This is a genomic window from Leekyejoonella antrihumi, assembly GCF_007845645.1.
Lineage (GTDB): Bacteria > Actinomycetota > Actinomycetes > Actinomycetales > Dermatophilaceae > Leekyejoonella > Leekyejoonella antrihumi.
In genome coordinates, this window is record NZ_VCQV01000001.1 from 32,818 (window position 1) to 46,809 (window position 13,992).

Sequence of the window (13,992 nt, forward strand, 5' to 3'; positions counted from 1 at the left end):
CCGCAGATAGACACTATTGAGCGCGTCTGCCGCGCCGGTGACAACGGGAGTGCGCGCCGGAGTCAGGGTGCAGACCTGCAATTTCAGCGGGCTTGCGCGGGTTCGGCGACCGAGGGCGCGGCCTCGAGCAGGTCCTCGAACCAGCGGCCGTCAACCCGGTCCGGGCGGCCTCGGACCAGTGCGACGACTCGGTCCAGGTCGTCTGGCGCACCGGTAGCAGTGGGTGCCAAGTGGATTCGTGATTTAACCGCACCAGATTATGTGCCCAGCGTTCATCTGCTGGGAACTGGTTGGCTGGTGCGACGCGCTCTCAGACTCTCATGGTCAGAAGACGTCGTACGGCACGTAGGTGCCCCAGATGTCGCGGAGGGCGTTGCTGACCTCGCCGCCGGTGGCCCGGGCGGCCAGCGCCTCGCACATCGGCAGCAGCACATTGTCGGTGCCCTTCGCCGCGGCCCGAAGCCCGTCCAGTGCCCGGGCGGCCGCGTCGTTGTCCCGCTCCTTGCGCGGCACCGCGAGCCGCTCACACTGATTGGCCTCGATCGTCGGGTCCACCCGCAACGGCTCGTACGGCTCACGCTGGCAAGTGACACACCACTTGCGGACGATCCCATGTGTGACTCCTGTGAGGGTAGTCTCGCCGAAGGCCGGAAGCAGGTATCGGCCAAGCAGATGCGCATATCCCTCACGAGTCCGGGGCTTGGGAGGACGATCAGCTAGCCAGGGCCTGGAGAAGTCAGCGAACGTCAGCGGATGCTCGATCCTCGCCCGCGTCGCCGTCGGCGGGTCCCACCGGTCAGCCGCAATCAGCGATCGTTCACCACCGAGCCAGGCCTCGGCGTCACCTGGTCTGAAACGTGGTGGGCGCAGAATGACTCGCTGCGTCGGGCCCGATGTAGCCCGCCTGTTACCTCGTCGACGGCAGGCGCCTGATGCGCCCGATTCCTCTCCGCGACCTGCCAACCATCGTCAGTCATCTCGGCTCGCGTGCAACATACGTGCAATAGGCGTGCGATAAGGAGTACATCCAAGCCATGACTTGTCCGCCAAAGTAACTGTCCGCTGGCATCGTAAGAGTGGCATCTTCGCAGGTCAGCGGGCCAATGTGCTGCTCAAACGATGGAGCCGGTGATCGGACTCGAACCGACAACCCCCTGTTTACAAGACAGGTGCGCTACCAATTGCGCCACACCGGCAGCTGCCTGCATTGAGGCAACGCCTGATGCTACCCAAGCAGCCGCCACAGTTCGAATCGGCCGATGCTCGTCCGGCCACCCGACACATACAGCAACGGACCACCCGGATCATCCGAGCGGTCCCCTGCCGACATCTACCGTGTCAGACCACGTATCTGTTCAGGTAGGCCTGCAGTACACGGACCGTGGCGGCGTTCAACTGCCAGGCGCCGTCGTGCGAGGCACCGATGCGGGTCTGCAGCGCCGCGATCGTTTGCGGGCCAATGACACCGTCCTGCACGACGCCGATCTTGCGCTGCAAGGCGCGCTTGGTGATCGGACCGAACGAACCGTCCTGACGAGTGCCGACCCACTTCTGCAGAGCCTGCGTCGTCAGCGGGCCGAATGAACCATCAATTGCCAGCGTGCGCGCGCCACCGCGCGAGGGCGGCGGGTTCGGGCTGGGGTTCGTACCCGTGCCCGGGTTCACCACGACCGCAAGCCCGTTGGAGGTCGTCAGGCCGGCGCGCTTGGAGCAGACCGGCCAGGCACCAGGTCCCTGCACACGAAGAACGTTCTGAGCTATCGAGATCTGCTGGTCACGGCTGGCGTACTGCGCGCTTGAGGCATACTTCCCGCCACCGAAACCATTCCAGGTGGACGTGGTGAACTGCAGACCGCCGTAGAAGCCGTTGCCGGTGCTGATGGCCCAGTTGCCGCCGCTCTCACAGGCTGCGACGCGGTCCCAGACGTTGTATGGCGTGGCGGCATGTGCCGCTCCCGCGCTCGCCAGGCCGGCGCCGACGGTGGCGGCCGAGACCAGCGCAACTCCCGCCGTGCGACGCCCCGCGAATGAGGAAGGTTTGGCGATCGCGTGCCGTGGTGTGTAACGCAAAGCAGTTCCTTTCCTGACGAACGCTTGCGGGGTGAGCTGTCGGGTTCGGACTGTCAGGCGTCCGGCCGGCTGCGCCGACTTCACCCCAAGGCCTCCGTGACAGCGGATGCCGGTATTGGGTCCCCCGCCCTTCGGCCTCAATAGCTTGGGGCCGCACGCCTGCTGAAGGTTCAGCGTTCAGACGTGTGGACAGATGCGGTATGCAGTTCTGCACGCAACATCCGGTCGAAACCCCGAAGACCGACCGTCACGAGCGCCCGAGGGCAAGCAAACGCTAACGGCAACCACATGCACCACACAAGGCCCGGTAGTCCCAAATTTCTCACTCTGCGGCGTGTCGCGCCCGGAATTCCGCGGAATTCGACTAATTTAGAAAGTTTGGCGACATCTTGAGAATCACGTGAATTCGGGCCACGCCGTCTGGTATGGACCACTCAGATGTGCGAATCTACCGCGTGTCGGCGTCGCAAAGTGACTTCTCGCGGGGTATTGGTGACCTCTCGGTGGGCGGGTCAGCGGCGGCGAGCATGGCGCCGCCGCACCACCGAGCCATCCAGCGGGGCGGCCAGCACGTCCCCCAGCACCACCCCGGCGCTGATCGCGAGCGCAACCGCCGCCGCACCCAACAGGGTCGAGGTGGCCTCCCCCGGCCCGACCGCGGCATTGCCGACGATGCTGCCGGCAACCGAGTCATACATGCCGCGGAAGATCCGCAGGCCGGGCAGCAGCGGCGTGACGGCCGGCAGCACCATGACCAGCGCGGGCGCGCCGAGCCGGGCCCCGAACAGCCGCGCGCACACCCCCATGATCGTGGCGGCGAGCGCGACGCCAGTCGTCGCGCCCAGCCCGGCGGCCTGGTGCGCGCTTGCGGCGATCCCCGCGGCCACGGCGCCGAGCGACGCGGCCGGCAGCAGGTGGCGCGGGCGCAGCCGCAGGGTGACCGCAACCGCGAGGGCACCGATCGCGCCGCAGATGATCTGCAACCAGATGCCCGTGGGCGCCGTCGAGAAGTTGAGTGCCTTCGGTGACGTCAGGTCGAGATTCAGCACGTCGTCCAGCCGCAGCGTGATCGACAGGCCGATCGCCACACCGGCGATGATGCCGGAGGTGGACAGCGCCACAGTCAACAGTCGTCCGGCGCCGGTGATGGGGTATCCGGTGATGCCGTCCTCCACTGACGAGGCCAGCGACTGCCCCGGCAGGAGGACAACGATTCCGCCGGATACGGCGTAGGCGAAGTCAGCCGGCGTCATGTGCAGGCCCAGCCAGCCGTGCGCCGCAACCAGGAACCCCAACCAGGCCAGCGCGATCGCGATCGCGCTGGCGGCGCCGGCGATGAAGAAGCTCGGCAGACCCCGCCGGTCCAGCCGCTGGTCGACCACATCGATGACGAGCGCGGACACGATCGCGATGACGATCGCGAACGGCCCACCACCCAGCAGCGCACACACTGATCCGGCCAGTCCGGCATACCCGAGGGCCACCAGCCAGTGCGGGTAGGGCCGCGGTTCGCGCTGGATCGCGCGCAGCCTGTTGTGCGCGACGTCGAGGTCGTCGATACCCTCCTTGACCAGATCCTGGACAAGTTCATGGACCGCGGTCAGGCGTGCGAAGTCGCGAGTGTTGGACCGCACCACGCGCAGCATCGTCACCGGGCTGCCGTCCGGCATCGGGCACTGCAGCAGCAGCGACTGCGCGGTGATGTCCAGCTCAAGCCGGCGCAGCCCGGTGGCGGCGGCCACCGCAATGACCGCCGTCTCCACATTGCGCGTCGCCGCACCGCAGCGCAGCATCAGCTCACCGACGCGCACCGCCAGCTCGAGGGCCTTGCGCGTCTCAGCGTCCTGCTCGGGCGCCTGCATCATGCGCGGGTCGCGATACGGCGTGTTGCGCAGCCACTGCGAGATCGGCAGGGGTTCGGTCATCGGCTCGCCCTGCAGGAACCGCCGACGGGCGGGCAGGGGTATGCCGCGCGGATCCGTGTCGTGTCCGGGCTGCTGCACCATGGGTGTCAGCCTAGAACCCCCCGGCTGAGCATCACCTGTCCGCGCACTCGGGCGCGTCTGAGTGTCACGGGCCGGCCGACGGTAAGCAAGCGGGGGGCCCGGCGCCCCGCGCTCAGCGACCCGGCAGGGACGGCACGTAGTCGTTCAGTGGCACCTGGTTGGCACTGCCGAACGGCCACCAGCTGACCGGGGTGTGCAGATGCACCAGCGACCACAGCAGTGCGCCGACCGCAATGACGCCGAGCAGTCCGCAGATCACTCGCGTGAGCTGCTCTCCGCGCACGCCGCCACGAACCATGCTGCGCGAACCACGGCGCATCGATGCACCACCCGGCCCCCACCACAGCATCCAGACGGCCACGAGCACACCGGCCGCGATGGGCACCGGGCGGTTCAGCTGCGCGTCACCACCCTCGGTCATCGCGAACCCGAGCGCCACCGTGACCGTCGTGCACACCCCCACAAACAGGGGGATCAGCGCAGTCAGCACGGTGGACGCGGCGGCCAGGATCCCGTGCCATGGTGAGGAGATCACGGCAATGAAGCTGTCCGATCGGCGCGGGCCGGCGCCGAAACGTCGCAGCACCATCGACGTCATGGCCTTGTCGGCCCATCGCGCGGCGAACGACCACAGCACGATGAGGGCAACGCCGATGAGCGGCCACAGCGCGCAGAGACCGACTGCCGCGGCGGCGAGCGCGGCGAGCGTCCAGGTACGCGCAGGCTGCCCGATGCGCGGGTCGTTGCGAGAAGCCGCCATCGGACTCGCCTGCGGGCGGACTGCCGGCCCACCCGACGGCCCGTAGGCAGCAGCACCCGGGTACGCCTGCCCTGCTCCGCCGGCGTACGGGTCGACGGGCGCCGCGCTGGACAGCTGCTCGGTGGGGTCGGGCGCTCGCCGCGGCTGCACGGTGGTGTTGCCCACCGGTGGCGCCGCAGCGGGAGCAGCGGCACGCCCGGGGATACGTTTGGTCGCCGGCCGCACGGGCATCATCCCGGTGTGCCCACCGCCGGCATACACCTGCAGCTGCTCGAGCACTTGGTCCGCCGTGGGACGGTCCTGCGGATGCGGTGACAGGGCCGCGGCAAGCAGCGGTCGCATCCGCTCGTCCACCCCGGACAGGTCGGCCTGCCCCCGCGTGACGCGGTCGAGCACGACCTGCATCGGGCCTCGGCCGAATGGCGCCTGCCCGGAGGCGGCGAAGGCGAGCGTGGCCGCCCAGCCCCACCAGTCGGTGGCCTCCGCGACGGGCGCCCCCTCGACGATCTCCGGTGAGAGGTATCCCGGTGTGCCCATGACCAGGCCCGTCATCGTGAGGCGCACGTCGTCGGCGACGTGCGCGATGCCGAAGTCGATGAGGACCGGATCCTCACCGTCCATCAGCACGTTGCCCGGCTTGACGTCACGGTGGACGATGCCGGCGGCGTGGATGGCGCGAAGTGCCATCGCCAGCCCACGGCCCAGATGCACCAGTCGATCCGGGCCGAGCGGCCCGTGCTCGTCAATGACGGCATCCAGCGGCGGCCCCGGCACGTAGCGGGTGACCAGGTAGGGCCGGTCTCCGTCGACATCGGCGTCGAGCACCTCCGCGACCGAGGCCGAACGCACCCGCGACAGGGTGCTGACCTCCCGGCGAAGCCGCTCCCGGGCTCCACTGTCGTGAGCGATGTGCGCGCGCAGCACCTTGATGGCGACCTCGTGGCCCTGCCGGTCGATGGCCTTGTGGACCACCCCCATGCCGCCCTCGCCGACCTGGGCGATCAGCCGATACGGCCCCAACGCCTCGTATGCGGCCGGCAGCTCGGTCGTGGGATCGCCGCCGGCACGCCGGCCGATCGCACTCACCAGGCCACTCTGGGGCAGCCGATGGCCGCCCGCGCCGGAGACATCGCTGCCCGGCGTCGCACCCGTTCCCCGCTCGTTGCTCATCACAGGATCCCCGCGAGGCATCGGGGGGAGCCTGCGAGCGCAGAACTTCGTGGGGTGGTCCGCATACCTCCACGGTAAGCGAGAACGGGGTGCGTATGTGCCACCCCACCCCGGGGGCGCACCTATGCTGGCGACACACGACGGCTTCTCACAGCCTGTCCTGAGCAGGGCGAGCTTGCGAGTCCGTGTCGACGTAAGGGGAGATCCTCAGGTGCCAGCACAACGCACGTTCGACCTGGTCATTGCAGCGAACCGGCTGCCGGTGGACGCCGTCACCGGCGCAGACGGCAAGATCACCTGGCGGCGCAGCCCGGGCGGCCTGGTCACGGCGATGGAGTCCGTCATGCACGGGCGAGAGGGCGCCTGGGTCGGCTGGGCGGGCGAACCAGGCAAGGCGCCCCGCGCGTTCACGCAAAACAGCATGCATCTGCGACCCGTGCGGCTCGACCAGGATGACGTCGTCGACTATTACGAGGGACAGAGTAACGACTGCCTGTGGCCGATCTACCACGACGCGATCGTGCCGGCCAAGTTCCGCCGACGCTGGCGCACGGCCTACGAGCGGGTCAACACCCGATTTGCCGAGCAGGTGGCCAAGGTCGCCGCTCCCGGAGCCACGGTATGGGTTCACGACTACCAGCTGCAGCTGGTGCCCGCCCTGTTGCGCAAGCTGCGCAGCGATGTGCGCATCGGGTGGTTCAACCACATCCCGTTCCCGCCGGTGGAGCTGTTCATGCAGATGCCGGGCCGGGAGGGCATCCTGGAGGGTTTGCTGGGGGCGGATTTCCTCGGTTTCCAGCGCAAGCCGGACGCCGCGAACTTCCTGCGGGCCTGCCGCGGACTGCTCGATGTGACCGTGCGCGGTGATGTCGTCCATCTGCCCGACGGACGCTCGGTGCGCGCCTCCGCGGTGCCGATCTCGGTCGACTACAACGGACTGCGCGAGCTGGCCGGCGACCCGGCGGTGCAGCAGCGGGCAGCGGAGATTCGCGAACAGTTGGGCGACCCCAAGCACATCCTGCTCGGCGTGGACCGGCTGGACTACACCAAGGGGCTCCGGCACCGGCTGAAGGCCTACGGCGAGCTGCTGCAGTCCGGCGACCTCGATCCGAGCGAAACGGTGTTCGTGCAGGTCGCAACCCCAAGCCGCGAGCGACTGGCCGCCTATCGTGAGCTGCGCGGGCAGGTCGAGCTGGAGGTCGGTCGGATCAACGGTGAGCACTCCCCCATCGGCTCCACCGCCCTCACCTATCTGCACCGTTCCTTCCCGCGCACCGAGATGGTCGCGCTCTTCGCTGCGGCCGACGTGCTGATCGTCACCCCGCTACGAGATGGAATGAACCTGGTGGCCAAGGAATACGTCGCTTGCCATGCGGATGACGGAGCGATTGTGCTGAGCGAGTTCACCGGTGCGGCCGATGAGCTGTCGAGGGCCTATCTGTGCAATCCGCATGACATCGACAAGCTGAAGCAGACAATCTTGCAGGCAATGCACGACCCGCCGGGGGAACACCGCCGTCGAATGCGCTCGATGCGGCGGACCGTGATGACGAACGACGTGCAGCACTGGGCGGAGGACTTCCTCACGAACCTGCAGGCAGCGCCGCACAAGCCCAAGGGCCATCGATGAATGGCCTGTCGGGCGCTCTGACCGACGCCCTTGCTGCGTATGCCGGCCACGACCGGATCCTCTTCGGCACCGACTTCGACGGCGTCCTCGCACCGCTGGTCCAGGACCCCTCCACGTCGAGGCCGGTCGCCGGTTCGATGGAGGCGCTGCGCGCGCTCGCCGGGCTGCCCGGTGTCGAGGTGGCCATCGTCTCGGGGCGGGACCTCGCCACCTTGACCGCACTGACAGGCCCGCGAGAGGACGACGACATTGTGCTGGTCGGTTCCCACGGAGCCGAGGCAAGCACCCCGCTACCGCACATCTTCGAGCTGGACGACGACGCCCAGGAGAAGCTGGAACAGGTGTCGGTGGCGATGAAGTCGGTTGCGCTGGCCCATCCCGGCACTCGCGTCGAGCACAAGCAGGCCGGGGTGGCGCTGCATACCCGTGGGCTCGATCCGCAGGTCGCGGCGGGCGCCTCGCGGGCCGCAGCGCGCATTCCCGAGCAGGTCCACGGCACCCACCTGATGCTCGGCAAGGACGTCGTGGAGGTCACCGTCCTCGACGTGAGCAAGGGCGTCGCGCTGCACAGTCTGCGCGACCGCAGTGGAGCATCCGTGGTCTGCTACCTCGGCGATGATCGCACCGATGAGCTGGCCTTTGCCGTGCTCGATGCCGCCGCGGGAAACGTCACGATCAAGGTGGGTCCCGGCGACACGGCCGCGGCCCACCGCATACCGGACCCGGCACAGGTGCTCGAGGTGATCGCCGAGGTGCTCCGGCTGCGCCGAACTGTGGACACCGTTGGACAGAATCCGCACCACCGGCGATAGTTGTGGCAGGCGTCACACCGTGGCGCCATCCCCATCACAACGGATCGTCCGGCACGTTCCTGCCGGTGAAGGAGATGCACCATGGCAACCGTCACCTACGACAAGGCCACCCGGGTCTACCCGGGCTCCGAAGTCGCCTCCGTCGACTCGCTCGACATCGCCGTCGAGGACGGCGAGTTCCTCGTCTTCGTCGGCCCGTCCGGCTGCGGCAAATCCACCTCACTGCGCATGCTGGCCGGCCTGGAGGAGATCAACTCCGGCCGCATCCTCATCGGCGACCGCGACGTGACCAACCTGTCCCCCAAGGACAGGGACGTCGCCATGGTGTTCCAGAACTACGCGCTCTATCCGCACATGAGCGTCGCCGACAACATGGGTTTCGCCCTCAAGATCGCCGGCACACCCAAGGCCGAGATCCGCACCCGCGTCGAGGAAGCAGCCAAGATCCTCGACCTCACCGAATACCTGGACCGCAAGCCGGCGAAGCTCTCGGGTGGTCAGCGGCAGCGTGTCGCAATGGGACGAGCCATCGTGCGCCAGCCTCAGGTCTTCCTCATGGATGAGCCACTGTCCAACCTCGACGCCAAGCTGCGCGTGCAGACTCGCACCCAGATCGCCTCTCTGCAGCGGCGACTCGGAGTCACGACGGTGTATGTCACGCACGACCAGGTCGAGGCGATGACGATGGGCGACCGGGTCGCCGTCCTCAAGGACGGCGTCCTGCAGCAGTGCGACTCGCCGCGCAACATGTATGACCGACCGAACAACGTCTTCGTCGCGGGCTTCATCGGCTCGCCGGCGATGAACCTGCTCGAGCTGCCGGTCGCCGATGGCGGAGTCAAGCTCGGCCAGTCGATCTACCCGGTCAGCCGGGACGCCCTCTCGGCCGCGGGTTCCAGCGTCACCCTCGGTGTGCGACCGGAGGACCTGGTGCCCAACTCGAATGGCGAGGGCATCCCGGTCGAGGTCGACGTGGTCGAGGAGCTCGGCGCGGACGCCTACGTCTATGGGCGCACCAACGCCGGCCGCGATGACGACCTGCAGATCGTGGCTCGCGTGGACGGCCGCCGGGTCCCCGACAAGGGCACCACCGTGCACTTCACGCCAAAGGGCGACCACATCCACCTGTTCAGTGCCGAGTCCGGCGAGCGCATCGACAACGAGAGCCCGAACACGGTTTCGGCACCCTCACTGCAGCAGTAACCGCACAGTAAGAGGCCGGGAAGGACAGTCGCCCTCCCCGGCCTCTTACTGTGCCGACCCGATGGCCAGTTCGGTCGACGTCGCACAATTGTGATCCAAACCACCTGCACGGCAGCACAATTTGCGGCGATGTTCCTTCCTTCCTTCACACAGATTCAGTCGTCGTCTGCCTGGGGGGATCACTTCTTGCTGAGCATTGTTGTCGCCGAATCGCGAGTTACATCGCGATGCTGTTCATCGCGACGAGTGCAACCTACTTCCCCGCCTCGGCGTTCCTCGACCCTCGATCCGACTACCTCAAACTGCGGCCGATCCCGCCGACCTCGTCCATCGACGCGTCCCTGACCCACGCCGGCGTCAACGACAAGACGTCGGCTGACAGAAGTAGGCGCGAGCCCGCTTGCGGCACCGAGAGGCATACCAACTCGTCGAGAGGCACACCAAATATGTATGCCTCTCGCATGGTAGGTATGCCTCTCGGCAAACGGCTCAATAGCTCCGCTGGATCACCGTCGACGGCGGGTGCGCTCGCTTCCACGCCGTGGCACGATCAGGGGGTGGCACTCGACATTACTGCGGCACGCCCCTGGCCGGCACTGCTCGACCTACCCTGGCGAACCCCACTGGAGCAGTGGCCGGAGGACATCCTTGCGGCCCTCCCCCGCGGCCTGTCGCGGCACGTCGTGCGGTTCCTGCGCTTCGAGGGGCGCGTCATCGCGGTCAAGGAGATCAAGGCCGACATCGCCCGCCGCGAATACAACTTGCTGCGGATGCTGCGCCGGATCGGAGTGCCCGCCGTCGAGCCGGTCGGTGTGGTCGCGGGGCGGATCGGCACCGACGGTGAACCGCTGGACGCGTGTCTGCTGACCCGGCACCTGCAGTACTCGCTGCCCTACCGGGCCATGCTCAGCCAGACCCTGCGGCCGGACACCGCCGACCGGCTCATCGACGCGCTTGCCGTGCTGCTCGTGCGGCTGCATCTGGCCGGCTTCTGGTGGGGCGACGTCTCCCTGTCCAACACCCTGTTCAAGCGCAGCGCAGGCGAGTTCGCGGCATACCTCGTCGACGCCGAGACCGGCGAGCTGCACGACACCCTGAGCGACGGGCAGCGCGCCCACGACCTCGACATCGCGCGAGTCAACATTGCCGGCGAGCTGCTCGACCTCCAGGGCGGCGGCTTCGTCGACGAGGACGTCGACCCGGTCAGTGTGTCCGGGCAGATCCTGGACCGGTATGCCGTGCTGTGGGAGGCCCTCACCGCCATCGAGCGGTTCTCCGACGACAAGCGCTGGCGCGTCGAGGAACGCATCCGTGGCCTCAACGACCTCGGGTTCGATGTCGGCGAGCTCGACATCACCACCGACTTCGACGGCGCCCATATCCAGATCCAGCCCAAGGTCGTTGACGCAGGCCATCATTCACGCCGCCTGTTGCGACTCACTGGCGTGGACGTCGAGGACAACCAGGCCCGCCGCCTGCTCAACGATCTCGACTCCTTCCGCGCGTCACAGGACCGGCAGAACGACGACGAGGAACAGGTGGCTCACGACTGGCTCACCCAGGTCTACGAGCCGATCACCCGCTCGGTCCCGCGAGAGCTGCGCGGGCGGATGGAGCCCGCCGAGATCTTCCACGAGATCCTCGAACACCGCTGGTACATGTCGGAAAAGGCCCAGCTGGACGTCACGATCGAATCGGCCGCCGCCGACTACGTGGAGCATGTCATGCCGGACAAGCCCGATGAGAGTGCCGTGGTCGGTGTCGACACCGAGTCGATCCCGGTGCGCGCCAAGCGCCCCTGACCAGCTTCGCCAATTGTGCTTTTCGCTCGAAAGGCGCAGTTACAGCTGCGCCTTTCGAGCGAAAGTGCATCGTCAGGCGGGTGAGAGCCAGGTCCACCCGGGGATGTTGCGCAGGATCATGAAGGTCACCGCCAGCACCAGCACCAGGCGATTGCCACCGGGACCGAGCTGGGGTCGCACTGGCCGTCCCTGCATAGCGGTGACCAGCCACCGCGCCCAGAGCACCAGTCCTGCGGCGAGCGCCAGCGGCACCAGGGGATTCCGGGCGAAGGCCCCGGACACGTCGCCATGGGTGAGGTCCGCGACCGAGCGAAGGCCACCACAGAACGGGCAGTAGAGCCCGGTCAGCGCAAGCAACGGACAGCCCGGGTAGTGCCCCGGATGGTTCGGGCTCATGAAATGCAGCACGCCTGCGGCCCCCGCGACGCCCGTTCCGAAGAGCAGCGGGTCGCGTATGCGGTGCAGCACGGTGCCCGGCAACCGACCAGGCGTCGGTACGCCCACCCGCCGCCCGACTGGTATACGCTCCCGCATGGACATGCGCGCCCTGTCACCCGTGGGAGGAAACCGTAGATGCTCAGGGAACCATCTGCCAGTTCGCGCCGTCCGAGTGACCGATAGCGCAGAGCGATCGTGCAGGTTGCGGTGACTCTGGCTACGGTCTGTGCCTGATCCACGATCCGAGAACCCCGAGGAAGACATGTCCAACTACGACCCTTATGACCCGAACAATCCGCAGGGGGGCCAGCAACAGGGCCTGGGCCAGCAGTACGGCCAGTCACAACCCCAGCAGAGCCACGACCAGAACGGCCAGCAGCAGTACGGCCAGCAGCCCCAGCAGAGCTACGGTCAGTACGGCCAGCAGCAGTACGGCCAGCAGCCCCAGCAGAGCCACGACCAGAACGGCCAGCAGCAGTACGGCCAGCAGGGCTACGGTCAGTACGGCCAGCCGCAGCAGTACGGCCAGCAGCCCCAGCAGAGCTACGGTCAGTATGGCCGGTCCGGCGCCCCCGCCTACGCCAACCCGTATCAGCCGCTCGCCGGCAATCACGACTACGCCGGCTGGGGCTCCCGGGTCGGTGGCTACATCATCGACGGCCTCCTCTCCATCCCCGGTGCGATCATCTACGGGATCGGCGCCGGAATGAACGCCAGCACCATCCAGACCGACCAGTACGGCAACGTCACCTCCACGGGTGGCAGCGCCGCCGGCGTGCTGCTGATGCTCGTCGGGTTCCTCGTCATGCTCGGCATTCAGATCTGGAACCGGTGGATCAGGGGCGGCAAGACCGGCCAGACCGTCGGTCGCAAGGCGGTCGGCATCACGCTGGTGAGCGAGCAGACCGGTCAGCCGATCGGCGTCGGCTCCGCGTTCGTGCGCGACCTCGCGCACATCCTCGACAGCCTGATCTGCTACATCGGCTGGCTGTGGCCGCTGTGGGACGACAAGAACCAGACCCTCGCCGACAAGGTGATGCACACCGTTGTCGTTCGGTCGCCGAAGTAGGACCTCGCACGTCGAAGGGGCTGGACCACCGTGGTGGTCCGGCCCCTTCTCGTCTGCGAACCTTCAGAGCTTCGCGCGCTGCCGAGCGATCTCGTAGAGCGTGACCGAGGTTGCGATCCCGGCGTTCAGCGACTCGACGGCCGAGCTCATCGGCACAGATACGATCTGGTCGCAGTTCTCGCGCACCAGCCGCGACAGGCCCTTGCCTTCCGAACCCACCACGATCACCAGCGGCTCACCGGCCAGCGCCAGCCCGGGCAGCTCGACGTCACCGTCCATGTCGAGACCGAGGACGAAGAACCCGGCCTTGTGGAAGTCCTGCAATGTGCGGGTCAGGTTGCCCGCAAGCGCCACGGGGATCCGCGCGGCGGCGCCGGCCGACGTCTTCCAGGCCGCGGCCGTCATACCCGCCGAGCGACGCTCCGGCACGATCACTCCGTGGCCGCCGAACGCCGCCACCGACCGGATGATGGCGCCCAGGTTGCGTGGATCGGTGATCCCGTCCAAGGCCACGACCAGGGGTATGCCGGGTGCCTCGGGGTTGACCAGGTCCCCCGGGTGTGCGTAGTCGTAGGGCGGCACCTGCAGCGCGAGCCCCTGATGCACCGCACCATCGGTGAGCCGGTCCAGCTCACCGCGCGGGGTCTCCAGGATCGGGATGACCCGCTCGGCGGCGATCTTCAGCGCTTCCCGGATCCGATCGTCCGAGTCGACGCGGCCGGCAACATAGAGCGTCGTTGCCGGCACGTCCATGCGCAGCGCCTCGAGGACCGAGTTGCGTCCGGCGACGATCTCGGTCGAGCTGCGCGACTTGCGACCCCCCGATTGGCCGCCCGATCGGCCGGCGCCGCCATGGCCGCTGCCAGGCCTCTGGGCGCTCTTGTAGGCCTTGTGGTTCGGTCGGTCACCGGCTTTCGGCGTGGGGCCCTTGCCCTCAAGAGCTCTGCGGCGATGGCCGCCGGTGCCGACCGTTGCACCCTTCTTTGACGCACCCTTGCGGATCGCGCCTCGGCGCTGTGAGTTGCCAGGCAT

The 13,992-nt window shown here is 67.8% G+C and carries 12 protein-coding genes, 1 tRNA gene and 1 riboswitch; of the genes, 5 read left to right on the forward strand and 8 right to left on the reverse strand.

Annotated features, from left to right (window positions below):
- Positions 1-83 precede the first annotated feature (83 nt).
- From FGL98_RS25145 to FGL98_RS00160, 6 genes are all read right to left on the reverse strand, one after another.
- The gene (locus tag FGL98_RS25145; RefSeq protein WP_186525887.1) at positions 84-230 is read right to left on the reverse strand and encodes a hypothetical protein; all 147 of its coding nucleotides are present in this window, start codon (positions 228-230) and stop codon (positions 84-86) included.
- A 94-nt stretch (positions 231-324) separates the two neighbouring features.
- Positions 325-963 (reverse strand): methylmalonyl-CoA mutase family protein, encoded by a 639-nt coding sequence (locus FGL98_RS26620; protein WP_146314642.1) that lies wholly within the window; start codon positions 961-963, stop codon positions 325-327.
- A 157-nt stretch (positions 964-1,120) separates the two neighbouring features.
- Positions 1,121-1,196 (reverse strand) — tRNA-Thr (locus tag FGL98_RS00145).
- 142 nt (positions 1,197-1,338) lie between these two features.
- On the reverse strand, positions 1,339-2,070 hold the full coding sequence (locus tag FGL98_RS00150; protein ID WP_146314643.1) for a transglycosylase family protein: 732 nt from the start codon (positions 2,068-2,070) through the stop codon (positions 1,339-1,341).
- A 6-nt stretch (positions 2,071-2,076) separates the two neighbouring features.
- Positions 2,077-2,256: riboswitch (cyclic di-AMP (ydaO/yuaA leader) on the reverse strand.
- Positions 2,257-2,582: 326 nt separating this feature from the next.
- A complete protein-coding gene (locus FGL98_RS00155; protein ID WP_146314644.1) occupies positions 2,583-4,076 on the reverse strand; it encodes a threonine/serine exporter family protein in 1,494 nt (497 codons plus the stop codon).
- Between the two features lie 112 nt (positions 4,077-4,188).
- Positions 4,189-6,006 (reverse strand): serine/threonine-protein kinase, encoded by a 1,818-nt coding sequence (locus tag FGL98_RS00160; protein WP_186525888.1) that lies wholly within the window; start codon positions 6,004-6,006, stop codon positions 4,189-4,191.
- Positions 6,007-6,217: 211 nt separating this feature from the next.
- Here FGL98_RS00160 and FGL98_RS00165 point away from each other — a divergent pair, with 211 nt between their 5' ends.
- The 4 genes from FGL98_RS00165 (at position 6,218) to FGL98_RS00180 (ending at position 11,453) form a co-directional block, all read left to right on the forward strand.
- Positions 6,218-7,636, forward strand: a complete 1,419-nt coding sequence (locus FGL98_RS00165) for an alpha,alpha-trehalose-phosphate synthase (UDP-forming) (RefSeq protein ID WP_246136288.1) — start codon at positions 6,218-6,220, stop codon at positions 7,634-7,636.
- Positions 7,633-8,448, forward strand: coding sequence for a trehalose-phosphatase (otsB, locus tag FGL98_RS00170; protein ID WP_146314647.1), 816 nt, complete (start codon positions 7,633-7,635; stop codon positions 8,446-8,448). Before FGL98_RS00165 ends, otsB begins: the two co-directional genes overlap by 4 nt.
- 81 nt (positions 8,449-8,529) lie before the next feature.
- Positions 8,530-9,651, forward strand: coding sequence for an ABC transporter ATP-binding protein (locus tag FGL98_RS00175; protein ID WP_146314648.1), 1,122 nt, complete (start codon positions 8,530-8,532; stop codon positions 9,649-9,651).
- A gap of 557 nt (positions 9,652-10,208) precedes the next feature.
- Positions 10,209-11,453 (forward strand): DUF4032 domain-containing protein, encoded by a 1,245-nt coding sequence (locus FGL98_RS00180; protein WP_146314649.1) that lies wholly within the window; start codon positions 10,209-10,211, stop codon positions 11,451-11,453.
- A gap of 72 nt (positions 11,454-11,525) precedes the next feature.
- Here FGL98_RS00180 and FGL98_RS25150 read toward each other — a convergent pair whose 3' ends face one another.
- Positions 11,526-11,993 carry a DUF2752 domain-containing protein gene (locus tag FGL98_RS25150; protein WP_246136289.1) on the reverse strand — a complete coding sequence of 156 codons (468 nt, stop codon included), beginning with the start codon at positions 11,991-11,993 and terminating at the stop codon, positions 11,526-11,528.
- Between the two features lie 124 nt (positions 11,994-12,117).
- On the opposite strand from FGL98_RS25150, the gene FGL98_RS00190 reads away from it, so the two are divergent.
- Entirely contained in the window at positions 12,118-12,960 is an 843-nt protein-coding gene (locus tag FGL98_RS00190) for an RDD family protein (protein ID WP_222431931.1), read from the forward strand.
- Positions 12,961-13,023: 63 nt separating this feature from the next.
- On the opposite strand, the gene rlmB is transcribed toward FGL98_RS00190, so the two are convergent.
- A complete protein-coding gene (gene rlmB, locus FGL98_RS00195; RefSeq protein ID WP_146314652.1) occupies positions 13,024-13,992 on the reverse strand; it encodes a 23S rRNA (guanosine(2251)-2'-O)-methyltransferase RlmB in 969 nt (322 codons plus the stop codon).

Bases quoted from the DNA above. Each gene is read 5' to 3' on its own strand.
- FGL98_RS00155 (WP_146314644.1), bottom strand. From the start codon at position 4,076: ATGGTGCAGCAGCCCGGACACGACACGGATCCGCGCGGCATACCCCTG.
- otsB (WP_146314647.1), top strand. From the start codon at position 7,633: ATGAATGGCCTGTCGGGCGCTCTGACCGACGCCCTTGCTGCGTATGCC.
- FGL98_RS00175 (WP_146314648.1), top strand. From the start codon at position 8,530: ATGGCAACCGTCACCTACGACAAGGCCACCCGGGTCTACCCGGGCTCC.
- rlmB (WP_146314652.1), bottom strand. From the start codon at position 13,992: ATGCCTGGCAACTCACAGCGCCGAGGCGCGATCCGCAAGGGTGCGTCA.
- FGL98_RS00160 (WP_186525888.1), bottom strand. From the start codon at position 6,006: ATGAGCAACGAGCGGGGAACGGGTGCGACGCCGGGCAGCGATGTCTCC.
- FGL98_RS25150 (WP_246136289.1), bottom strand. From the start codon at position 11,993: ATGTCCATGCGGGAGCGTATACCAGTCGGGCGGCGGGTGGGCGTACCG.